Annotated in this window: 27 protein-coding genes; 7 read left to right on the top strand and 20 right to left on the bottom strand. The window is 59.6% G+C overall.

Annotated elements, in window-relative coordinates; genetic code table 11:
- Nucleotides 1-4: 4 nt before the first annotated feature.
- From VHN57_RS02075 to VHN57_RS02010, 14 genes are all read right to left on the bottom strand, one after another.
- Entirely contained in the window at nt 5-658 is a 654-nt protein-coding gene (locus VHN57_RS02075; RefSeq protein ID WP_423282552.1) for a hypothetical protein, read from the bottom strand.
- Nucleotides 655-1,260: a hypothetical protein gene (locus tag VHN57_RS02070; protein WP_423282550.1), complete on the bottom strand. Its 606-nt coding sequence runs from the start codon at nt 1,258-1,260 to the stop codon at nt 655-657. The genes VHN57_RS02075 and VHN57_RS02070 overlap by 4 nt, the downstream gene beginning before the upstream one ends.
- A gap of 40 nt (nt 1,261-1,300) precedes the next feature.
- Nucleotides 1,301-3,661, bottom strand: coding sequence for a phage tail tape measure protein (locus tag VHN57_RS02065; RefSeq protein ID WP_423282548.1), 2,361 nt, complete (start codon nt 3,659-3,661; stop codon nt 1,301-1,303).
- Between the two features lie 7 nt (nt 3,662-3,668).
- Nucleotides 3,669-3,959 (bottom strand): phage tail assembly protein T, encoded by a 291-nt coding sequence (locus tag VHN57_RS02060; protein ID WP_423282546.1) that lies wholly within the window; start codon nt 3,957-3,959, stop codon nt 3,669-3,671.
- A 38-nt stretch (nt 3,960-3,997) separates the two neighbouring features.
- Nucleotides 3,998-4,405 (bottom strand): hypothetical protein, encoded by a 408-nt coding sequence (locus VHN57_RS02055; protein WP_423282544.1) that lies wholly within the window; start codon nt 4,403-4,405, stop codon nt 3,998-4,000.
- Nucleotides 4,405-4,821 (bottom strand): phage tail tube protein, encoded by a 417-nt coding sequence (locus VHN57_RS02050; RefSeq protein WP_423282542.1) that lies wholly within the window; start codon nt 4,819-4,821, stop codon nt 4,405-4,407. Before VHN57_RS02050 ends, VHN57_RS02055 begins: the two co-directional genes overlap by 1 nt.
- Nucleotides 4,822-4,903: 82 nt before the next feature.
- The gene (gene gp17, locus VHN57_RS02045; RefSeq protein WP_423282540.1) at nt 4,904-5,263 is read right to left on the bottom strand and encodes a tail completion protein gp17; all 360 of its coding nucleotides are present in this window, start codon (nt 5,261-5,263) and stop codon (nt 4,904-4,906) included.
- Nucleotides 5,263-5,712, bottom strand: coding sequence for an HK97-gp10 family putative phage morphogenesis protein (locus VHN57_RS02040; protein ID WP_423282538.1), 450 nt, complete (start codon nt 5,710-5,712; stop codon nt 5,263-5,265). Before VHN57_RS02040 ends, gp17 begins: the two co-directional genes overlap by 1 nt.
- Nucleotides 5,709-6,032 (bottom strand): phage head closure protein, encoded by a 324-nt coding sequence (locus VHN57_RS02035; RefSeq protein ID WP_423282536.1) that lies wholly within the window; start codon nt 6,030-6,032, stop codon nt 5,709-5,711. Before VHN57_RS02035 ends, VHN57_RS02040 begins: the two co-directional genes overlap by 4 nt.
- Nucleotide 6,033: 1 nt before the next feature.
- Complete coding sequence (locus VHN57_RS02030; RefSeq protein ID WP_423282535.1) at nt 6,034-6,543, bottom strand: head-tail connector protein; 510 nt, start codon at nt 6,541-6,543, stop codon at nt 6,034-6,036.
- Nucleotides 6,544-6,617: 74 nt separating this feature from the next.
- On the bottom strand, nt 6,618-7,754 hold the full coding sequence (locus VHN57_RS02025) for a phage major capsid protein (RefSeq protein WP_423282533.1): 1,137 nt from the start codon (nt 7,752-7,754) through the stop codon (nt 6,618-6,620).
- Between the two features lie 7 nt (nt 7,755-7,761).
- Entirely contained in the window at nt 7,762-8,487 is a 726-nt protein-coding gene (locus tag VHN57_RS02020) for an HK97 family phage prohead protease (protein WP_423282531.1), read from the bottom strand.
- Nucleotides 8,488-8,495: 8 nt separating this feature from the next.
- Entirely contained in the window at nt 8,496-9,731 is a 1,236-nt protein-coding gene (locus tag VHN57_RS02015) for a phage portal protein (protein WP_423282529.1), read from the bottom strand.
- Nucleotides 9,732-9,742: 11 nt separating this feature from the next.
- Nucleotides 9,743-11,422 (bottom strand): terminase large subunit, encoded by a 1,680-nt coding sequence (locus tag VHN57_RS02010; RefSeq protein WP_423282527.1) that lies wholly within the window; start codon nt 11,420-11,422, stop codon nt 9,743-9,745.
- Between the two features lie 18 nt (nt 11,423-11,440).
- Between VHN57_RS02010 and VHN57_RS02005 the strand changes: the two genes are divergently transcribed.
- Entirely contained in the window at nt 11,441-11,815 is a 375-nt protein-coding gene (locus VHN57_RS02005; RefSeq protein ID WP_423282525.1) for a hypothetical protein, read from the top strand.
- Here VHN57_RS02005 and VHN57_RS02000 read toward each other — a convergent pair.
- Nucleotides 11,799-12,197, bottom strand: a complete 399-nt coding sequence (locus VHN57_RS02000) for a hypothetical protein (protein ID WP_423282523.1) — start codon at nt 12,195-12,197, stop codon at nt 11,799-11,801. The genes VHN57_RS02005 and VHN57_RS02000 overlap by 17 nt on opposite strands.
- Before the next feature lie 63 nt (nt 12,198-12,260).
- Here VHN57_RS02000 and VHN57_RS01995 point away from each other — a divergent pair, with 63 nt between their 5' ends.
- Both VHN57_RS01995 and VHN57_RS01990 read left to right on the top strand, forming a co-directional pair.
- Nucleotides 12,261-12,875: a trypsin-like peptidase domain-containing protein gene (locus VHN57_RS01995; RefSeq protein ID WP_423282521.1), complete on the top strand. Its 615-nt coding sequence runs from the start codon at nt 12,261-12,263 to the stop codon at nt 12,873-12,875.
- Between the two features lie 229 nt (nt 12,876-13,104).
- Nucleotides 13,105-13,494: a hypothetical protein gene (locus VHN57_RS01990; RefSeq protein ID WP_423282519.1), complete on the top strand. Its 390-nt coding sequence runs from the start codon at nt 13,105-13,107 to the stop codon at nt 13,492-13,494.
- On the opposite strand, the gene VHN57_RS01985 is transcribed toward VHN57_RS01990, so the two are convergent.
- The 5 genes from VHN57_RS01985 to VHN57_RS01965 form a co-directional block, all read right to left on the bottom strand.
- The gene (locus VHN57_RS01985; RefSeq protein WP_423282517.1) at nt 13,463-13,834 is read right to left on the bottom strand and encodes an HNH endonuclease signature motif containing protein; all 372 of its coding nucleotides are present in this window, start codon (nt 13,832-13,834) and stop codon (nt 13,463-13,465) included. The two genes, VHN57_RS01990 and VHN57_RS01985, sit on opposite strands and share 32 nt — an antisense overlap.
- Before the next feature lie 402 nt (nt 13,835-14,236).
- On the bottom strand, nt 14,237-14,536 hold the full coding sequence (locus VHN57_RS01980; RefSeq protein WP_423282515.1) for a helix-turn-helix domain-containing protein: 300 nt from the start codon (nt 14,534-14,536) through the stop codon (nt 14,237-14,239).
- Nucleotides 14,537-14,538: 2 nt separating this feature from the next.
- Nucleotides 14,539-14,868: a type II toxin-antitoxin system RelE/ParE family toxin gene (locus VHN57_RS01975; protein WP_137405484.1), complete on the bottom strand. Its 330-nt coding sequence runs from the start codon at nt 14,866-14,868 to the stop codon at nt 14,539-14,541.
- A 149-nt stretch (nt 14,869-15,017) separates the two neighbouring features.
- Nucleotides 15,018-15,731 (bottom strand): Mom family adenine methylcarbamoylation protein, encoded by a 714-nt coding sequence (locus VHN57_RS01970; protein WP_423282513.1) that lies wholly within the window; start codon nt 15,729-15,731, stop codon nt 15,018-15,020.
- Nucleotides 15,732-16,269: 538 nt separating this feature from the next.
- On the bottom strand, nt 16,270-17,100 hold the full coding sequence (locus VHN57_RS01965) for a hypothetical protein (protein WP_423282511.1): 831 nt from the start codon (nt 17,098-17,100) through the stop codon (nt 16,270-16,272).
- Nucleotides 17,101-17,457: 357 nt separating this feature from the next.
- On the opposite strand from VHN57_RS01965, the gene VHN57_RS01960 reads away from it, so the two are divergent.
- The 4 genes from VHN57_RS01960 (at nt 17,458) to VHN57_RS01945 (ending at nt 19,624) form a co-directional block, all read left to right on the top strand.
- On the top strand, nt 17,458-17,925 hold the full coding sequence (locus VHN57_RS01960) for a hypothetical protein (protein ID WP_137405487.1): 468 nt from the start codon (nt 17,458-17,460) through the stop codon (nt 17,923-17,925).
- A 453-nt stretch (nt 17,926-18,378) separates the two neighbouring features.
- Nucleotides 18,379-18,948 carry a hypothetical protein gene (locus tag VHN57_RS01955; RefSeq protein WP_423282509.1) on the top strand — a complete coding sequence of 190 codons (570 nt, stop codon included), beginning with the start codon at nt 18,379-18,381 and terminating at the stop codon, nt 18,946-18,948.
- A 99-nt stretch (nt 18,949-19,047) separates the two neighbouring features.
- The gene (locus VHN57_RS01950) at nt 19,048-19,410 is read left to right on the top strand and encodes a hypothetical protein (RefSeq protein ID WP_423282507.1); all 363 of its coding nucleotides are present in this window, start codon (nt 19,048-19,050) and stop codon (nt 19,408-19,410) included.
- Complete coding sequence (locus VHN57_RS01945) at nt 19,403-19,624, top strand: hypothetical protein (protein ID WP_423282505.1); 222 nt, start codon at nt 19,403-19,405, stop codon at nt 19,622-19,624. The genes VHN57_RS01950 and VHN57_RS01945 overlap by 8 nt, the downstream gene beginning before the upstream one ends.
- The last annotated feature ends 76 nt before the right edge of the window (nt 19,625-19,700 follow it).

The following is a 19,700-nucleotide window of genomic DNA, read 5'->3' as shown; positions in this document are numbered from 1 at the left end:
ACGCCTAACGCTGCTGCCAGTTGTTGATCGTGGACTGGACCGCCGCCCAACCCGTCGGCGCCGCCTTCATCAGATCGTCGCCGTTCGCGATCGAAGACACATAGTCCTGCGACCGATCATTCGGATCGAATTTCGGTTGGTCGAGATAGGTGCCCTGGGTGGCCGCGCTGATCATGCCAGCATGGCCTTCGATCGACAGTTTGAACGTCCGCGACAGTCCGTCACCGGAGACTTCGACCGTGTCCATCGTGCCCGATCGAATTCGACGAAAGACCCAATGCGGTTCGGCGATCAGGCCAGGCTGGATCAAAAGCGCGCGCCAAATCGTGGCCGTTCGCCCCTGATATTCGGTCGGCTCGACCGCCGCCGCTTCAAGCGCGAGTGGCACCGAAGACTGCAGGCCAAGCGCGATTTCCAACGCTTCGGAGCCGCTATACGAGAAGCTGTTGTCACCGATATCGACGATCACGCCGTTTTCGAGCGGGTGAAAGGTCTGATCGTTCAAGAGGCTGTCAGCCCAACCGGTCACCTTGATCGAATGGCCGCCAGTCCAGGCGCAAACCGTGCCGCTTTTGAAATCCAGGCGTGCCAACAGAGCCGTCGTAATGCCTGCTTCCGCAAGGGCAGCAGTGATTTCGGGCGTGGTGCCGGGTCTCATGCGCCCACCGCCTCCACAGCGGTCAGTGTGCCGAATTCGGCCAAGTTTCCGCGCTGCCCGCCAGGCGTCAGCGTATAGGTCTGGCCTTCGCTCGAATTCAGCCGAAACAGACCGCTGGGCCGGAAAAATTCGACATCGGTATCGACCGCAAAGGTCTGGCGAAGCGCCGGTTCGAACTGAACAAGGCACCGGCCATTGGCATCGGCGTTTGCTGGTGCGTCGGTGATTTCGAACAGTTGCGACCCGATGGAAAATAGCTGGCCGATCCGAAGCTGGCTGGCCTGTCCCGCCACCCATCCGCCCATCACGACGGCGGACAGATAGGCATAGGCGGTCTCGGCGACCTTCCGACCCGTCAGCGTCGAAGTGACGGTTTGTCGAGGGCAGTAACGAAAATGACCGACCTGTCCGCGCAAGCTATTGAGCCAGGCGCGCAGGCGTTCGGCGACATTCTGGCGCATCGGCGGCCAGGTCCAGGTCAGCGTCCACTGGCTGGCGGTGTTGATCGTCTGCTGGACCAAGGAAAAATTGGACGCGATAGCGGCCTGGCGACGATTGACCGCCAGGCGCTCTGAATTCGGGGTGACGGCGGGAAAGGACAATGGATAGGTCGGCATCCATTATTTAGGCGGATGCCGTTCGTCACATCGTCGGCCGCTGGAACCGGCCCAGCGTTCGATCACTCGCCTGTTTCGACAAGAGCGGCGCCGCCTGGGCGATCCCTTCGTAGACCATGGCGCGCACCATGGCAGGATCGTTGCTGGTGATGTTGCCAATCGTGACGGCGGGACCAGCTTGGCCCGCGCCGCGAATGGATTTCAAGGCATGGTTCGGGACCGTCGATGCGGTGTTGCCGATCTTCACAATTTCCGGGCCGCGTTCGCCGACCACATAGGTGCCAGCGCGGGTCAGGCCACCATTGGCGCGCGCGCCGATTTTGAGTGCCGCGCCGCCCAGCACGATATCGCCACCACTGCCACCCGCGAGGCTGGTGCCAATCGACCCCAGCACTGATCCAAACAACGATCCCAGCGGCTTCAAAATCGCTTGCTGGAGGGCGATGTCGATCAGTTTGGCGATGATCCGGTCACCGACCGCTTCGAACGCATCGCCCAGATTACCCGCACCCCGGATCGCTTCGCGCAGACCGTCGTTGAACGATCCCAAGCCTTCCGCCGCCGCGCTGCCGAGCGCATCCTGGATTTCCCCGACCGTGCGGGGGATGCCTTCGAGATACTGACCCAATGGCCCCATTGTATCGCGGTTGACCGCTGCCGTGTCGTTGGCCTGGAGACGATCCAGCACGCCAAGCCTAGCCTCCGCGATGGCCTTTTCTGCGGCGGTGGACTGTTTCGACGCAAGGATCGCGTCGATCGAAAGCCGCTCCTGCTGATACTGGAGATCGACCAGGCGCAGGCTGATGGCGCGACGATCGGCGGACGATCGCGCGAGTGCCATTTCCGACCCGAGGAGGTCGCGGCTATTATCGAGATAAGACTGCTGAACATCGAGGGCCTGGCGGGCCAGTTCTTCGTTTTCGCGCAGGTTGATCTCGTCCGCCCGCGTATATGCGATCTTGTCTTCGAGCAGCTTGAGCGCATCGCCCTGTGCCACCGTCAGCTTTTTGTCGGCCACATCCTGGTCGATCGCTGCCTTTCGGCGATCCGTTTCGATCGCCAGAATTTCACGCTGGGCCGCCGACTGTTCGACGATATCGGACAGCAGCGCCTGTTTCGCCGACAGCAGTTCCATATCGCCCGACGCCATGTCAGCGGTGAAGCGGGCAGACTGTTCGGCTGCGATTTCAGCGGCGGTCTTGCCGGTCGATTTCTTGCCGCCACCGGCGACAGGTGGAAGAGTGCCACCACCGCCGCCGCCGTTTCCGCCAGCAAGCAGTTTGGCCGCAGCCTCTTCCTCTGCCGTCATTCGCGCCAGGCGGGCGTCGATGGCTTTGATCCGGGCTTCGTTCTTCTTCCATTGTGGCGATCCCTTGCCGATCGCGTCGGCGTCGATGCCGACCGCAGCAAGGAGCGGATTCTTTCCGGTGTTTTGGGCGACTAGCGACGCGCGTTCGTCGGTCAACGTTTTGCGTTCGCCGCGACTATTGTATCCCAGCACGGCGCCACCGATGCCGCCCGCGACTGCGCCGCCGACCATTCCGGGCAAGCCGCCCACAAGCCCGCCACCAATGCCACCAGCCAGCGCGCCCATAATCGCCATGGCCGCTGTCGGATTTTGGCTCCAGAACTGCGCCATGGCGGTCGCGATCTTGACCACCTGGTCGGCGAGGTTTCCGATGGCGTCGGCGTTCTGGACGATCGCGGATGCGAACCGTGCGTCGAGGGTCATCTTCAAGGTATCCAAGCGATCGTTGATCTGACCAGCGTTGCGCAACAGGTCATCACCCAGCACGATGCCAAGATCGGCCGCCTTGTCGGCGAATTCGTCGAAGCCCTTCGCCCCTTCACCCATCAGCGCGGTCAGCGTTCCGGCGCTTTTGCCAAAGACCTGGAGGGCCGCCGCATTGCGCTGGCTGACGGTCGGCAGTTTGCTGATACCGTCTATGGTTTCGCGCAGCGCCTGGTCGAAGTCGCTGGACGTGACGCCCAACGATTTGAAGACTTCGCCCATCGCCTTGCCGCCAGATTGTGCGGTGCCAAGATTTTTCGCGAATTTCTCCAGCGCGCCGTCGGCCGACGCGAAGTCGCTGCCGGTCATCTGCGCGGCGTATCGGAGTTCCTGGATGGACTTGGTAGTCGCGCCGGTTCGATCCGCGAGGTCAACAATGCTGTCGGCGTAGTCAAAAGCAGCCCGCGCGGCTGATAGAAAAGCATCCACCGACATCACAGCCAGAAGGCCGCCCACCGCCTTCTTTGCGCCATCCATCGCCGCTGAGATTGCTTTGTTCGTGGCGGCCGATTGTTCAGCCGCCTTCTTCATACCACTGATGAACTGGGCGCTTTCCAGCGCCATTTTTACGTAAAGTGAGCCGATGTCTGCCATCGATTATTTAGGTCGATGGCGCCTTCTGCGAGGCGATCCGGGCTTCGAAATAGGCTTCGATCGCGTCGTCGAGCGGCGGGCGCGCCAGGTCGCGCAGATGTGCCGACCATTCGGGATCACGGTCCAGCCAGTGAATTTCGTCTTTGCCGCCCAAGCCGGAATATTGAAGGGCGAGAAGGTTGCGGAAGCGATCGTCCTCGACCGGCGATCCGAATGGTTCAACCTCGCAATATGCCTGCCATTCGGCAAATTCGTCCGCCGACAGGGTTGCCGACAGTTCCTCGACCGTTCGGCCCATTTGGAGAGCCAGGCGGAAGAGAAACCGCCGATTAGGGTTCAGTCTGAACTTTTTTTTAGCGCAGCCTGGTCCGGCACCGTGTTGATTTGCCGGACCGCAATCATGATCGATTGCAACGAAGCATAGGACAGCGCGCGGATACGGTCGTGATCGGCCAGGTCGAACAGGCGGGCGCCCATTTCATCGACGCAGCTATGGATGATTTCCAAGATCGCCGCGTCGTAGAGTTTCACCTCGGCAAGGCCTTCTCGGTCGTCTTCGTCCAGTGCCTGATCACGCTGATAAAGTTCGACAGCGTGTGCGTTTTCGGTCGCTGCATCCATCAGTGCGACACGGTCGATCAGACTGTAAGCCTTGACCATAACCGAGCCGCCCCATTCTGAAATCTCGACTTCAACGGTGGCGGGGGCGGCCGCAAAGATCGCCCCCTTCGAAAGGACCGCCATCAGGCGGCAGTGCCCTTCACGACCAGGCCGCTGACCTCCAGCGTGACCGAGCCGGTGATGACTGCGTCCACGCCACCGCTCTTTTCGAACGACAGGACAGCAGCCGAAAAGCTGTAGGTCGCGCCGCTACGAAGGGTGATGACGAATTCGGACAGTTCGCCCGACAGACGTGCTTCTTCGAGTGCGACCTGGCCGGGATCGGTCGGCAGATAGTTGAGCGAGAGACTGACCTGACCTTCATCGGCAAGTCCGATCATCTTTTCCTTTGCATCGGAATCAAGATCGGTCACGTCGATGACGGAAGCGGAGCCACCACCCAGACCGGAAAAATTCGTAAGCCCCTTGATCTGGACCTTGGTCGAACCGTCGGTAATTTCAATTTTAGTCTTGCGGCTATGAATTGCGCCAGATGCCATTTTGTATTTGCGTCTCCGTATGAATTTCGACGCAAAGGCGCGCCGGACGCAATTATTTAGGCAAAGTGGACGGTCGGATTGTTCAGAGGGTCGCGTAAAGACGGAATTGCATCATCGTCCGAAACAGGCTGGTATCGGTGGTTTCGTCGATCATGTCGGTCTCGCTGATCCAGGTCACCGATTGGACCGTATCGTCATCCCATTCCATCATGCGGTCGCGAATGTCAGCGGCCAGTTCCTTCGCGACCAAGTAGCCGGGATCGTAAACATCGATCTGGAACGTCAGCCAGCCCTCGCCGGTCCAGCCGGAAAGGTCATCGTTCGGGTCGGTCGCAATCCGGTTGTAGACGACGGCCGGAGTGGTGTAGCCGAGCGGCGCAGCGCCGGGATACATGTGCGGCGCCAGGTCCGCGAGATGGGCGACAAGCTGGGCCTCGATCATCACACACCCGCCCGGTCAAGACGACGTGCCAGAACCTTTTTGACTTGTTCGACCGCATCCTCGGACGCGAGGGCGAAGCCGGTCCGAAAGAATGGATTGGGGGCATTGTGGATGCTGCCAAACTCGACAAAGCTGGCGTGATAGGCGTCCTTTCCGACGACGATCGCATTGATGACCTTGCCCGCTTCGGCGCGGACCTTTCGCACCTTGACGTTGTTGATGATCTTGGTGTGCTTTTCCTGAACTACCTTGCCACTTTTTCGAGTGCGGTTGCGGATCGACCCTTCCGCGTGCGGGCCAATCGGGACGCCCTCCCGGATTTTCTTCTGGATAACGACCGCACCGGCACGGTTGGCCGATTGACCGACCTTGGTCGCGATGTCGTTCGACAGCAAATTCATCCGAGATTCGAGTTCGCGAAACCCGGTCGTGGTAACGTTGACGGTCATTGCGCCACCCCCTCCACGGTCAGGACCAGCGTGGCGCGACGATCCGGTTCGTCGATCGCGGTGATGGCGTAGGTCTGGCCGTCCACCCGAATTCGGTGGGCGACCGTCAGTCCGGGCCGGTAGCGGATCAGATAGCGGGCCGCAGGGACGGCCTGGCGTCCTGCGCCGCGCGCAATGTCCGACGTGCGCAGTTCCAGACGCTGGCCATAGACGGTCGCCGCCACGGTCCAGGTTGATCGTTCCTGGCCGACCGCGTCGCGGACCTTCGTTTGAACCATGATTTCGATGCGGCGATCCAGCGCCCCGGCGTCGATCTTCATGTCAGATGACGATCCGGCGAAAGGGCTGGCAAAGGGCTGCGACCGTGCGAAGCGTGGCGTCGTCGATGGCGTTACGGCTATCGTAGGCCGCACCAACGTAGACGGCGATGGCGTGGCGCAATGATGCGGGGACCGTCTCTCCGGTCGTCCAGCCAGCCGTCACGCGGACGGTCACCGGCCCGAGGTCAGCCGGGACCACTTGGACGAAAACAAGATCACCGTGAACCGACGCTTCGACGATATCGATGTTGGTGATCGGATTGCCCTGCTGATCCGCGAGGGAAACCGCTGTGGCGTTGCTAATGGTAATTACATGACAACCAGGCCCGTGAAGGACCGTCTCGTAATCGGCCGACACGACGATCTGGCCGGTCAGGGCCTGGACGTGATCCACGGCAGAGCCGAGCAGCAGATCAAGGGTGTCAGCATCGACATCGGGGTCGAGGCGCAGCCATTCGCGCAACTGGTCAGCGGAAACGGCGGGAAATGCGGGGGCGGAAATTCTCTTCACGCCGGTATTTATCTTGGCACGAAAAAGGGCCGGGTTTCCCCGGCCCCTCTTTTGGCTTGGCCCTGGTGGCGCGGTTAAGCGCCGGTCTTGAGCAGCTTGTAAGCGTTGGTATCGACGACCACGCCACCCACGCGCATACGCGTCTTGAACGCGACATAGGGATCGTGGCTGTAGATGTCGCGGATCATCGAAACGCCGATACGATCCGCGATCGTATAAGCAGCCTTGAAGTCACCGAAGGCCATCGACAGCGAGCCAGCCGCCACGGCGGGCATGTTCTCGTCTTCGACCACTTCGTAACCCAGCAGGGTCGAACCCTGGCCAGCTTCCAGACCGGCACGCCAGATGAACTGACCGGTCGAATCCTTCAGGACACGGGCGCGCAGCAGCGCGTCGCGGTTGGCCAGCCACTTACCGTTCGAGCGATAGCCAGCCTTCAGCGACATGGTCAGCGCCATCAGCTTGTCTGCGCTGGTGATATCGGCAGCGGCACCCGAGGTGACGTGCTGGACGGTGCCAAACGCGCGTGCGCTATCGGCAGTCAGGGCGGTCGTAACGCTGAGCAGACCCGACGGCTTGTTGACGCCATCACCGTTGATGAAAGCAGCACCTTCAGCACGGGCGAATTCGGTCGCGACAGACGAGATGATGAACGACTCGATGTCATAGGCCGAGTCTTCCAACAGGGTCTGGGTCACGAACGGCTTTGCAGTCAGTTCGCCGAACTTCGGCACGATCTCGACGATAGTCGGCGCAGCGGTTTCATTGCGAACGTCCTTTTCACCGGTCCACGCAGCAGCAGCGCCAGTCGGCGAGAACGGAATGCGGAAATCGGGGGTCGAGACGCTGATCACGTTGGCGACCGAGCGCAGCGCGGGGATGTCCTGCTTCGCGAGCAGGATCGCCTGGGCAAGCTGCTTCGGCACGGTGTAGCCACCTTCGGTCTGGACCAGGGTGGACATCGCCTTTGCTTCCAGCTTGTCGCCCTTGCGCATATAAGCGGTGAAGGCAGACTTCGATTCGGCGTCTTCGGCGCTATGGCCTTCGACGGAAGGACGGTTCGCGGCCTTTTCCATGTCGCGCATCTTGCCTTCGAGATCGGCGATGGCGTTGTTCAGGCGTTCGGTGGCAGCGTCGTCGCGGCGGTCGATCGCGCTTTTGAATTCATGCTCAAGGCGCTTGAATTCATCAAATACGGCAGTGGTAGTCATGTATCTCCTAGAAGTGGAACGAAAGGGTTTTCACGGCCTCTACTGCCGCATTGTATTTAGCTTCGGCATCGTCATCATCTGACAGTTGGCTATCTTCTTCGTCATCGGCCCGATCATCGACCTCGGACTTTTCTTCGTCGGCTTCGTTTACCAGACCGTCGATCAGGTCTTTCGCCTCGCCGAATATTTCGGCCAGGCGCTCAAGCGACTCGCGCTGCATTTTCATTTCTTCATTCTCCAGGTTTTGGGATTTCACATCATCGACGCGGGCAAGGTCATTGGCCGGAAAGGTCACCAGGCTGACTTCGATCAGCTTTACCTCGGTGATGACGCGGACGGCCTTTCCGTCGCGTTTTTCGATTTCGGACGCGGTGACGAAATAGCCGATCGAAAGGCCGGTAACGGCGCCCGCTTTTGCGATCGTGTAGGCATCGCGACCGGCGACGGTATCGAGAAACCGGCCCGACATTTTCAGGCCATGATCGTCCTCTTCAAGGCCTGTCCACACGCCGATCGGCATCGCCATGGCGTCGTGATTCCACAGCATGACCGGCATCGTCCCGGCCGCCTTATGTTCGGCGATCGACGCGGCGAACGCGCCAGGCGCTATGATATCGTCGTAGCTGTCGATGTTCGAAAAGACCGCGCCGTATCCGCCGAATTCGCGGACAGACGTGTCATCGGTCGGTGGCGCGAACTTCACTTCACGCAGTGCCAGGGACTTCTTTTCCATGACGATATTTATGCTGCGGCTGGCTGGGCCTGGTCGGGGCCGAACAGGTTCGCGGCAGGTGTCAAACGGTCGGCCGACGGATCATCCGAACGGTCGAAACCTTCCATCTCGCGCGCTTCGTTGCGGGTGATGATCCCGGCCGCGATACCAGCGTTATAATAGGTCATTCGCTCGACGGCAGTGCCACGGAGGAAATCGCGATTGTCCAGGCTAATGGTGTAACCGGCCGCGCGCTCTGCCGCTGTCAGCAGATGAACGGACGCAGACTGAACAAATCGGGTGTGCCAGTGCGCATCCGTATCCTGATCGTGCGCGATATGCGCCTGCTCGACGCTGGCATAGGACTGGCTCCCACCGCTCTGGAAAACCTTCGTGGGGCTGACCCGGAAGAACCGGCAAATCTCTTCGATCTGGTAACGCCGCGCCTCAATCATTTGAGCGTCGGTCGCGGTCGCGGACATCGGCGTATAAGCCAGGTCGGCGGGAAGAAACGCGGTCTTATGCTGCTTGCCTGGGCCGGAATAGGCGCGCGCCCATGCTTCGCGAAGCTGTCGAACCTGCTCGTCGGTCATCTGTGTCTTGGCGCTGATTAGGCCGGAGAGTTTGCCTCCATTTACGAACAGGTCAGATGCGAATTTCTCGGCGTGACGCGCGAGGCCGATCGCCTGGCGGGCTGTGTTGACCGCCGACATCCCTTGATAGGATAGCCAGGCTGGACCTTTCAGGTGCCAGATTTGGTCGGCGGGGACTTCCTGGCCATACAAGAAATAGCGGACAGGCGCACCGATCACCGACGGATCGACCAGCACGGTGACGACGCCGGGGTCCATCGGCAGCATTTCGAGAATTTCATTGGTCGCGCGGCTGCGGTTGACCCACACGAAGGCGTTGCCAGTCAACGCAAGGTGGAGGCCGATCTGCTCGCGAAATTCGTAAGAGGTCTGCCGGTCATTCGGGGCCAGGTGGAGCAGACCATACAGCGGATGGCGCGTCGCCAGTTTCTTGCCGCGAACGTCCGTCTGATGAAGATAGCAAGGCGGCAACGCCAGGCCTTCGGCGATCACGCGCGCGCAGGCATAGACGGCCGAAATCGCAATCGCGGACGTGCCGAATTCCTGCTCGTCGCGAAGCTGTCGCTCGATCGTCTCAGCCGAATGGACCGGGACGGTGGTCGTGGTGGCGGACTTGGTGGCGAACGACTGTTCGACCGGATGACCGAACAGAAAGTCGATGATTTTTCCCATCGACTATTTAGTCAGTCCCAAAATTCCAGGGCGATGTCAGCGCGCGCCGGTGGCGGTTCGACGGATGAAATCGCGTGGGCCATCAGGGCAGCCACCATGCCATCGATCTTGAGGTGATCCTGGCCGGTCGGACGACATGGCGACATCATAGCGCCGCGCCGGGTGACGCTGATGTTCGACGCCATCCAGTTCAGGCAGGCATTGTCGGGGTGGACGATCTGGCCGTTCAACAGGTCGGCCTCGAAATCGACCATTGCAGGATGCATCGTCGCCGCCTTCTGCGGAAATTCGACCACGCTGATCCCGTCCGCCGCGAGCGATTGGCTGATCGTCGCGGATTGCCAGGCGTCGAATGCAACTTGCTGGATATTATAGGTCCGGCACAATTCGCGGATTTTCGCCTCGACCGCTGCGTGATCGGATGCACTGCCTTCGGTTTGATGGACGACACCAGATGCGCCCCAATCGGTGTAGGCCTCCCGGTTCGGCGAGCGATCCAGTGCGCCGGTCGGCAAAAAGAGATATGGCACGACAGCTTTCCGGCCGTCGGCGAGCAGGCACACCGCAACGATCGCGGTCAGGTCAGTCTTCGTCGAAAGGTCAACGCCAAGCCAGGCGGGTGTCCCAGGCGGGATGTCGAGCGCGGGATCGGCCGCCTTCGCCCAATCGACCGAATTCAACCAGCCAGACGCGCTGTTGCACCAGACGTTAAGATACTTGGTCAGCATCTCCGTCTGCGATCGAGGCGATTGAAGCGCCTTCTCGTATTCCCGACGAAGATGATCTTCATCGACGCTGACGCCGTATCCCGGATTCGCCTTCCGCCAGACCCGGAAATCGCGCCAATCATCGTCGGCGTCGATCGTGTAGATCATGGCAAACTTGCTGTCGTCGCGGATCGTCCCGGCCAGCACGCCCTCGAAATATAGCTGTTCCTGTCGGCATACCCCGGCAAGATTGAACCCGGCCGTCGTGATAATCAGCAAGAGGGGATCGGAGCCGCGACGCTTGCCCATGCCGGTTCGAAATGCGGCAAGCTGGGTGCCGTCGATGGCTTGATGCAATTCGTCACAGATGCTGATCCACGGGATTCCGCCGTCTTTGGTCTTTGCGATGACTGGCTTGAAACTGCTGCCGGTATGCGACTGGAAAATGGCGCGGGCCGACACTTCCAATCCGAGCGCGTCGGCTAGGTCCGGGGTCATTTCGACCATCTTCCGCGCGGGTTCGAAAACGGCTGCGGCCTGGTCCATCGACGTGGCACCGGAGAAACCTTGCGCGCCCTGTTCGCCAAGCGCGAAGTTCATGTAGACGCCAATGGCGGCGCCGATCAGAGACTTGCCGGTTCCGCGCGGAAACAATCCGAGGGCTTCGCGAAAGCGGCGCAGACCGGTCGCCTTCACGATCCAGCCAAAAATGTTGGCGATGAAGAAGACCTGAAACGGTTCCAGCTTGATCGGCTGACCTGCGAGGGCACCGGTCACATGCGGCAAGTTCTCGATGAACGAGCAGGCGTGATCAACGTATTCGGTGTTGAACTCGATGTCGTCGCGGTCGTGGTCGTCGAGGAACCGTTGGCACGCAGCGCGGACCTGCCAGCACGCTTCGATCTTGCCGCTGACAACCTTCTTCGCGTAATCGGTTGCCTTCCAGGCGTATGAATTTCGGGGATAACGTGGTATCGGCACCACGTATTTAGGGGGATTGCGATGAAACTCGGACTTGCATTTGCCGCGATCGTGACGATCGTTCCGTCGATCGGATCAGCGGCGACCGTCGAACAGTGGCGGAAGCGTCCTCCCCGTTGGGAAGGCCAGACCACAGTGCCCCTGGACAAGCTGCTTGGCTGTCTAGGAACGCGTTGGGCGGGATCGCTGTCGGCGCACATGCGAGCCATGCCGATTGAGAACGGGATGTCCTACACGAACGACGGTTTGCAACGCGACATTCTGGTCGATGTCATTGACGAAGGGGAGCGCCGCGTCGTGAAATTGTGGCTTAGAAATTTCATGGGAATGACGGCAGGCGCAAAGGAGCAAATCGAGAAGTTAAGTGCCTGCACGGAACCTAGCGCCGCACGCTGAACGGGCTAGTCTTCGCAGGTTCGGCCGACGCGATCCGGGCAAGGCGCGACTTGGCACTCGCGATCCCAAACAATTCCATTTGTTTCCGCAACTCCGATCGGAAGGCCGCGTTCGCCGTTTCCGGGCTGCTGATGAAGACCGCCATGGTGTCGCAGAAAAGGCCGAAGGCTTCGCTGTCGATGCTAGTCGCGCCAACTGCCACGACCCTTTCGACGTTTGCCGCCCAGACCGCTTTTGCCTGATCAGACAACCAGGCTGGCATGACCGGCACGTCGCGCACGATGTCCGGGCTGATCGACACGACGTTGTTATCCATGCTGGGTTTGTGGGTGCCAGCCAGCTTTTTGCGCGCTGGATCAGATAGTTTCTTGCCGGGCTTCATATTGAGTATTTATTCGGCGCTTCCCATTTACAGGCATCCGTTAGCCATAAAGGGGAATTCAATATGATCGATGCTATCCCGCTTATCTGCCGAACCCCGTTGCATCCTGACGATCTGAAGGGCGGAAGCGGATTCTTGTTTTCCGGTGACAATGGCAAGTGGATCGTGACCGCCGCGCATAATGCCATTGGGGCAAAGGCCGATGAAGACTATTCACGGTGGGCAAACAAAATCACTGTCTTTGCAGTCGAGGAAATGGGCTTCACCCTTTCACTGTTCGAAGACGGCGAACCGACGTTCAATCACATCGCTCCCATTGATGGTGTCAAGCCAGATATGATCGCGATTTCTGCGCCGGAGGATTGGTTCAACAAATGCGCCGAAACATTCCGAGTGTTTACGAAGTCAGACGTTGGAAGCGTGGCGGACGGCGACAATGTTACCGCATGGGGATACGCGGCCGATGCGCCATCATGGCCGACGCTTAGCAGTGTGACCGGAAAGGCGACCCTTGGCACCTTCCGGGTCTTCTTTGACGCTGATCTAAAAGGCGGCTTTTCTGGTGGGCCGCTTCTGAACGACGATCGAAAGCTGGTTGGTTTGGTGGATTCGGCAGACGCAGGTAGTCGGGGGTATTCATACGATGCAGCCTTCGTTGTTGGCGCTCTCCGTCTTTGACCCCGAATTTTAATTCGGACGCGTGAAAATTTACCTGGACTGCGGTAGTCCCAATATATGGTATATTATGATTTTACCCGCCCCACTATAAGGGACGATTGTGCTGCCGGATCGTTGGTCGTCACCGCGATCCGACAGCACGGGAGCAACGTCTCTATTTAGCGTTCGGGCCTCGACAGCCCGCTAAATATCTGCCTCCTCGACTGGTTTCACACGGAGGCAAACCATTATGCGCATACCATTTTCAGCGGCATTCGGCGCCGCGACACTGATCGGCACCATCGGCTATACGATCGCCGACAACGTCATCAACGTCGGCCCGGTTCAGGCTGCTTTCGGCGACCTGGCCGGACCATTCATCATCGTGCTGGTCGCGTTCTTCCTCGTTCCCGCGTTGGCGTTGCTGGGACGGTCGCGGATCGCGCGGGGATGGCTGTCGCTGGCGGTCCTGGCCGGGGCTGCTTTTCTTGTTTGGGCGGCGCAGTTCTTTTACGCCGACGACGTGATCCGCGAATTTCCGATCGCATCGACCGTCACGCAAATCGCTGGCGTCATCGCGCTTTGGCTCCCGCGTGCTGACGACTGGTTCAACCGTCGGGACGACGCCTGCCGCGCTTGATCCAGTCCGTCAGTTCCTGGTCAGCCATGATATCCGCGATATCATGGCCACGGCGAACGAACCGCGCTTCAACCCTCCCTTTCGCATCATTGCAGTCACGACATGCGGGGGCCAGGTTGCCCCCGTCATTGTTTCCCCCCAGCGCCAGCGCGACGATGTGATCGACCACCCGCGCAGGCGTGATGCGACTGTCGTGTCGGCAGTATCGGCACAGCGGCTCCTGGGCCAATATGCGGGCACACAGGCGCCGATACGCGCTCGAATGATCACGCAGATGGGGCGATCCACCGAAGCGCTGGGCGGGCTTCTTTCGGCCGAATATCGGCGGCTTGTCGGGCATCACGTATTTAACGCAATGTGGTTGGACGGCCCCAACCGCTGAACGACGCAGTCGGGGGAGATTGACCGCGTCTGCGGGACCGCCCAACTTCGACGCTACGCAAAGCGAGCTTTCGAGTCAAAAAAATTGGCCCGACCAGGGAGACGATCGGGCCACTATTATTTGCCGCTGCTGAATTCGGAACGCCGGGAAAATGGCGATCTCTTGTTCGACATGAATTACGCCACAAATGCGAAGATAGCGTTAACCGTCGCGGAAAAAGAAACGGCCCACCCGACAGTTCGGATGGGCCGAGTTTATTTGAAGACTTGTTACAGCCTTCGGGTCGCGATCGAAACATGCGCCGTTCCGGGATAGTTGGCAAGCGCATTAATCTAACGTTCATTTTCTGAACGTCCCAATTTAGGCCGGTTGCGCGATCCGCTCGATCATCTTCGCGACGCCGGTCGGGTCGGCAGCGATCATCTGCAACAGGACGCGGGCAGGCTGGTCTGGCGCCCGACGGTTCTGCTCCCATCCTTTCACGGTCGGCAAGGGCAGATGATACACCTCTGCAAACCTGGCCTGGGACAGCTTGGTCGCTGCGCGAACTGCCTTCACGTCCACCGGTTCGTGGACCACAAAACCTTCGCGCTTGCCCGCGTAATAGTCCTTCACATCGTTCAGGCCGGACATGATCCCGGCGAAATCTTCGTCATCCACGATCATTCTCCTTTCTTAATCTCTTTCGCCGCAGCCCTGGCTTTCTTCTTCTGGTCGTCCGTCAAATTGTCCTGCTTGGACTTCGACAGGACGGTGATCAAAAAGACCGGTTCGTCAGCGTTCTGGTAATAGGTGATCACGCGGTAACCTCCGCTCTTCCCTTTTCCTTCGCGCGGCACCCGAACCTTGCGAACCCCGCCGCCGCCTTCGATGATGTCACCGATTGTCGGGTTCGCGGCAATGTGATCGACGATAGCCGTGCGCTCGTCATCGGTGATGCCTGCCGCTTTGGCAGCGTTGATATAGGTTGGAGTTTCGACTACCGTCTGCATGCCATCCCTCTACGCCAATGACGCCCAGGAGGCAAACTGAAAATGGGCGTCAATGACGCCTAACTGATGACGTGGTTGGAGCGTTCGGGTATCCGCTGCCGATCCGCTGTGATCGGGGGCACCGATCCATCGCCTGCTTCGAACGCCTGTTATTTAGCCTCGCCGCGAACCATCCGCGCAGCAGCGTCGTCGATGGCACTGTTCGGCAGGATTGGCACTGTCAGGCGGTCGCGGACAGACCGGTCACGAAAGGTCATGTAACGCAATTGGAACCCTGGCAGCGGCCGGGCCAGCCCCATTTTGCACCAGGTCGTGCGCGTGCGATATTCGTGCGGAACGCCAAGATCGCGACATAGCTGTCGAACGGTCTCGCCGGACCAATGGGCCTCCAAGGTCATGGCTGCGTATCGACGGCCGACTGTTGGGAACTCGTAAATCGTTCGGTTCGGTCGGATGCCCGACAGTTCCCACCCGCTGGCCCTGTAGATCGTCCCGTCGCCGCACTGCGTGCCATCGGCGAACGTCAGCAGCCATTCGATGTTGGGATATTGGCGAAAGATCAGCTTGCGCGCCATCGCCAGACATCGCGATTCCGAATTTCGCGGCAAGGCATCCGAAAAGGCCATCCGGTTCAGTTCGAGCATGTCATACCAGGCGGTCCCGGCGACCAATGGCAGCACTTTCGACTTGTCCATACTGGGACCGAACGACATCACACCGAGGCAGTCCGCGCCAACAAACGCCCCCAGGTGAAGCTGTGAATTTCGCACCCATTTTCCGCTGTAATGCAGCTTCGCGACCATGGCGTTCGCATCACGGGACGCGATCGGCATCAAGCGGATATCTTTAGCGCTGATGGTCATTTCGTGGGGCGCGGGCCGTCCGGCAGGATCGGCCAATCAATCGGGGTAATGGTTCGCATCAGATATTTATGCGAGAGCCTTTCGTTCCCCAAATGTTCTCCCGTATAATCGCGGGATGAATCGCGATGACCACCGTCGATACGAGCGCAACCGGGCAGACGATCTCCACAAACTGGTCGCCGGGGGTTTCGCGGTGCGGATTGGTTGCAAGCGGTGCAAGGCCGAACGAACGGTCGAGGCAAAGCCATTGCTGGCACTCTTCGTAGCGCGAAGGTGGGAGACCAATCTGATCGCCGCGTCGAATAGGCTTCGCTGCCGGTCGTGCGGCGCAAAATGGGCATGGTTACAGGCCCACGATGGCGCGCCGGACAGCCCGTCGATCGGCCCGACAACCGACGAAGAATATAAACGGCTTCTCGCCAGGCTGCGCCGGTGACAGTTCCGCGCGATGCTGCTACCCGCGCCGCGCGACCCGCCCTTGGACGACGGTCCAGGAGCACCGGCCCCGATCATGGAAATGGTCGGGGCCATTTTCGTTTCAGGCCGCCATTTTCCTGTTCGATCGACGGACTTCGATCATCTCCGCGACGACCGCATCCCAATCGATCAGCGGGATCGGGAGATGATTGCCGACCGCAGGGCGACAAATGCTGTTCAGCTTGGATTCCAGCGCATTCGGAGTCAGGATGGTCATCCACTCTGCGATGTTGCAAAGGGTGCGGGCGGACAGCAATTCGATTTCATTGATATGGGTGGTGAACCAGGACAGCGCTCGTGCAGTCGTCGCAGCGCTGATCGTCCGACCTCTCGGCGTCCAACGCAGCATGTCGGTTGAAAGCGCAAGGTAGCAGGCATACTGCCAATTGGCATGCCGGTCGAAGCTGATGGTCACAGGTGGCACCCGGTTGAACAACGCTTCGATATGGGGGCGCAGTTTTTTGTCCCAAACTGTCAAATCATGAAGCGGCGCGTTCGTCGCGATGATCAGCGGCGCGGTCACCCGAACATTATCGTAGAAGCCGGTGCCTTTTCGATCGGTCGCGATTTTGAGAATGTTCAGGCACTTGTCGCTTCGGAAAATCGTGTCGGCTTCTTCCATAATGACCGGACGTTTTCCCTTCGCGGTCTTCAGAGCGGCAAGCAATTCGCGGGAATTGGCAGGATTGGCGAAGACAGGCTCCAGGCCTTTCTCCTGCCACACTTTGATGGCGGTCTTCGTGATCACCGTCTTGCCGATGCCGCCCGGCCCGCTCAACCAGGCGACCGGCCAATCACCAGCGACGACCAGCCCGACACTTTCGCGGGCAAGGCGGAATCCTGCGGCGACCGCATTTCGTTCGGGCACAGTCATCCAATCGGCAAAATTCATGCGTTTGCTTCCTTCAAAAATTATAAAAATGGCGCGCCATTATTGGGCATTGACCGGGGTCAAGTTCAGTCGGTGATTACGTCACCAGCGATCGACGATCTGCCAGGCGGACTGGCGCGGATCATGATGTGCGCCGCGACACATATGGACCGGGGTCCGATAGTGTCCCCCAGGCGTCGAGGGGAAGGAAATGGGCGAACCGGGGTTCGATCATCTATCAATGGGTGGCCACCGCGTTGACCCGGCCGTAATAGGGGCGACCGATGGACCTGAATACGCGAATTCAATCGTGCAAGGGCTGACACGATTGAAAGTGATCGTTAGACGGCCGTCGAACCAGATCGACCAGGGCCACAGATGGGCAGCGCACAAGAAGAATCGAGTTACGCGAAACAGAAGGCGAAGCTGCATTTTGCGATGACGATGATGACCCACATTCGTCAGGCGCGTCGAGAGATACGCACTGCTGGTGCGCGGGATAGTGATAGCGCCGTCGCGCGGTGGCTCACCGATTATAACGTTCGCCATCCTGGAAGCCCGATCAAGACTGCTCGCGGGAAGACCAAGTGGACAGCGCAGCAGGTCAATGACGTTTGCACTCCGGAGCCGACGGCGCGAGCCATGTCGGACTATCTTCAGAAAGCGGCAGACGACGCAGCCAAAGGATACGAACACGTATCACGACTCGCCGGGATCGTGCCGGACTCGGCCGATATAGAACGACTGCGGAATAAGCATCGCTTAGGTCAGGACGAAATGCTGGAGGTCGGGACCAAGCTGGGTAGGATTCTGCGACTGGAGGAACGGCCAGGCGATTTGCCTTGATCGGCACCGGCGCTGACCTGCTGAATTAATTTGTGCGTATACCACTTTCGATTTTGACTTTTGAATTGAAAGAGGTATACGGGAACAATCCCGGAGATTTTTCTCCAAAATCAATGATTTCTGTTGCGCGATCGATTCGGCGACGCTAGAGGCGTCTCCGTCAGCGCAATTCCGCGCTTTCGACATACAGAAAGCGCCACGCCATGATCATCCGCCCTTCCGGCTAACAAGCCGCATCCCGCCCCTGAAAACCTGCGCAGCAGGCAGCGGGCACCCCCGACATTCTGACTTACAGCAACCCGCCAGACGTTCTGGCGGGGAAAAGGAAATATTGCCGAATGAACAAGATGCGTGAAATTCTGAACACCCTGAAAACCCGAGGGATTTGGCCTCGGGCAAACCCGAAACAGCCCACACAACCGGCGAAAAAGACTCGTAAGGGAGAATCGTAATATGACCACTTTTGCATATGGCGAGATTGCAGCCGCAGTGCTGCGCGATGCACTCGCCAAGCTCCCGCGAAACAAATCTCTCCGGGGTGATGTTGATTGGGATTACACGAACGGTAGCTGGCGCCATTGTTCATACGCCACAGGCAAAGAAGCTTTGCAGCGCGGGGGCGAGCAGTATGGCCCCCGATTGAACCGGGTCGGTGCCAACATGCTTGTGTATGACCCCGAAGATTTGGCCGCAGCAAAGAAGCGCATGCATAAGCACGTGATCACGCACGGTGATCCCCGCAGCCCGCAATTGAAATTCTTCGTTCATAATCCTTCCCGCGAAGTGGTTCGCCGCGTCCTGGAAATGGACCCGGAAACGGCGGGCATCACGATGGGTTTCAACGGCACGATCGGCTCCGCTTGCTTCATCGTGAAACCCACTTGGCTCGATGACACCGCTCTCTCGACGATGATGGCAACCAGAGCGCACAGTGGCCGAAATTATCGCACGCACTGCATGGATTCTTGTTTCGATCGGCTGAACGCAAAAACGGTAGAAAGCCGCACGTCTAAAGCCGCCTAACCAGGCCGCCCTTCGGGTCGCACCGAACCTTTCCAACATCGTTGAAAACCACATTCCGGGGCGCGCGGGGCGCTCCGGTCGTCGGGGGAGCCATATCTGATGAACAGCACGACAAAGACCATTCTCGTCGAAATTCACGCCATCGCCGCCTCCATCTTCCGGGGCCGGGTGGACGGACACCATCACCTCGAAGGCGCAACCATCACGATCTCGGAACGGGACGCGATCACCGTCGAGACGATCGCCCATCCATCGTTCAACGTCACACATGTCTCGATCGGCCCGCACGCCGCCACGCGCATGTTTACCGGCGCCAGTCTGGCCTTTGTCGCCTGGGCGCTCCTGCTGGACGCCAATGCGTCGGACGATCCGCCCGCGCACTGGCTCGACCTGGTGCAATTCCCCGCCGCCTATCTGGCGCTTCGACCTGCTGCGCTGGCGGGAGTGCTGACCAATGGTTGAATACGATCTTCCCGCCCACCTCCGTGTGCGTCGAGGGTGCCGCACCGCGCCGACCGGTGACATCGTAGTGATCGAAGCGCGGCTCAAAGACGACGTGGCCGATTGGCTCCGCGAGAACGCGACCGGCCGGTGGGAAACGCGCGTCGGAACCCGATCGACGATTATCTTCGACGACTTCGCTGACGCCGCCCTGTTCAAATTTCGGTGGCTTTGATGATCCGCTAGGACGTGTCCCCGGCGCTAGTATCGCCCGGCTTCGCCGGGTCAAAATAAGGGTCAGGGGCGTCGAG

The organism is Sphingobium salicis subsp. salicis, from assembly GCF_049472635.1.
Classification (GTDB): Bacteria; Pseudomonadota; Alphaproteobacteria; order Sphingomonadales; family Sphingomonadaceae; genus Sphingobium; species Sphingobium yanoikuyae_A.
The sequence above is the reverse complement of the archived record's forward strand: the minus strand, read 5'-3'. Positions and strand labels throughout refer to the sequence as shown.

Bases quoted from the DNA above. Each gene is read 5' to 3' on its own strand.
- VHN57_RS01955 (WP_423282509.1), top strand. From the start codon at position 18,379: ATGACCACTTTTGCATATGGCGAGATTGCAGCCGCAGTGCTGCGCGAT.
- VHN57_RS01995 (WP_423282521.1), top strand. From the start codon at position 12,261: ATGATCGATGCTATCCCGCTTATCTGCCGAACCCCGTTGCATCCTGAC.
- VHN57_RS02005 (WP_423282525.1), top strand. From the start codon at position 11,441: ATGAAACTCGGACTTGCATTTGCCGCGATCGTGACGATCGTTCCGTCG.
- VHN57_RS02040 (WP_423282538.1), bottom strand. From the start codon at position 5,712: ATGACCGTCAACGTTACCACGACCGGGTTTCGCGAACTCGAATCTCGG.
- VHN57_RS02000 (WP_423282523.1), bottom strand. From the start codon at position 12,197: ATGAAGCCCGGCAAGAAACTATCTGATCCAGCGCGCAAAAAGCTGGCT.
- VHN57_RS01965 (WP_423282511.1), bottom strand. From the start codon at position 17,100: ATGAATTTTGCCGATTGGATGACTGTGCCCGAACGAAATGCGGTCGCC.
- VHN57_RS01950 (WP_423282507.1), top strand. From the start codon at position 19,048: ATGAACAGCACGACAAAGACCATTCTCGTCGAAATTCACGCCATCGCC.
- VHN57_RS02035 (WP_423282536.1), bottom strand. From the start codon at position 6,032: ATGAAGATCGACGCCGGGGCGCTGGATCGCCGCATCGAAATCATGGTT.
- VHN57_RS01945 (WP_423282505.1), top strand. From the start codon at position 19,403: ATGGTTGAATACGATCTTCCCGCCCACCTCCGTGTGCGTCGAGGGTGC.
- VHN57_RS02060 (WP_423282546.1), bottom strand. From the start codon at position 3,959: ATGGGCCGAACGGTCGAGGAACTGTCGGCAACCCTGTCGGCGGACGAA.
- VHN57_RS02075 (WP_423282552.1), bottom strand. From the start codon at position 658: ATGAGACCCGGCACCACGCCCGAAATCACTGCTGCCCTTGCGGAAGCA.
- VHN57_RS01985 (WP_423282517.1), bottom strand. From the start codon at position 13,834: ATGCCCGACAAGCCGCCGATATTCGGCCGAAAGAAGCCCGCCCAGCGC.
- VHN57_RS02055 (WP_423282544.1), bottom strand. From the start codon at position 4,405: ATGGCGGTCCTTTCGAAGGGGGCGATCTTTGCGGCCGCCCCCGCCACC.
- VHN57_RS01960 (WP_137405487.1), top strand. From the start codon at position 17,458: ATGGGCAGCGCACAAGAAGAATCGAGTTACGCGAAACAGAAGGCGAAG.
- VHN57_RS01990 (WP_423282519.1), top strand. From the start codon at position 13,105: ATGCGCATACCATTTTCAGCGGCATTCGGCGCCGCGACACTGATCGGC.
- VHN57_RS02015 (WP_423282529.1), bottom strand. From the start codon at position 9,731: ATGGGAAAAATCATCGACTTTCTGTTCGGTCATCCGGTCGAACAGTCG.
- VHN57_RS01970 (WP_423282513.1), bottom strand. From the start codon at position 15,731: ATGACCATCAGCGCTAAAGATATCCGCTTGATGCCGATCGCGTCCCGT.
- VHN57_RS02065 (WP_423282548.1), bottom strand. From the start codon at position 3,661: ATGGCAGACATCGGCTCACTTTACGTAAAAATGGCGCTGGAAAGCGCC.
- gp17 (WP_423282540.1), bottom strand. From the start codon at position 5,263: ATGATCGAGGCCCAGCTTGTCGCCCATCTCGCGGACCTGGCGCCGCAC.
- VHN57_RS02025 (WP_423282533.1), bottom strand. From the start codon at position 7,754: ATGACTACCACTGCCGTATTTGATGAATTCAAGCGCCTTGAGCATGAA.
- VHN57_RS01975 (WP_137405484.1), bottom strand. From the start codon at position 14,868: ATGCAGACGGTAGTCGAAACTCCAACCTATATCAACGCTGCCAAAGCG.
- VHN57_RS02050 (WP_423282542.1), bottom strand. From the start codon at position 4,821: ATGGCATCTGGCGCAATTCATAGCCGCAAGACTAAAATTGAAATTACC.
- VHN57_RS02020 (WP_423282531.1), bottom strand. From the start codon at position 8,487: ATGGAAAAGAAGTCCCTGGCACTGCGTGAAGTGAAGTTCGCGCCACCG.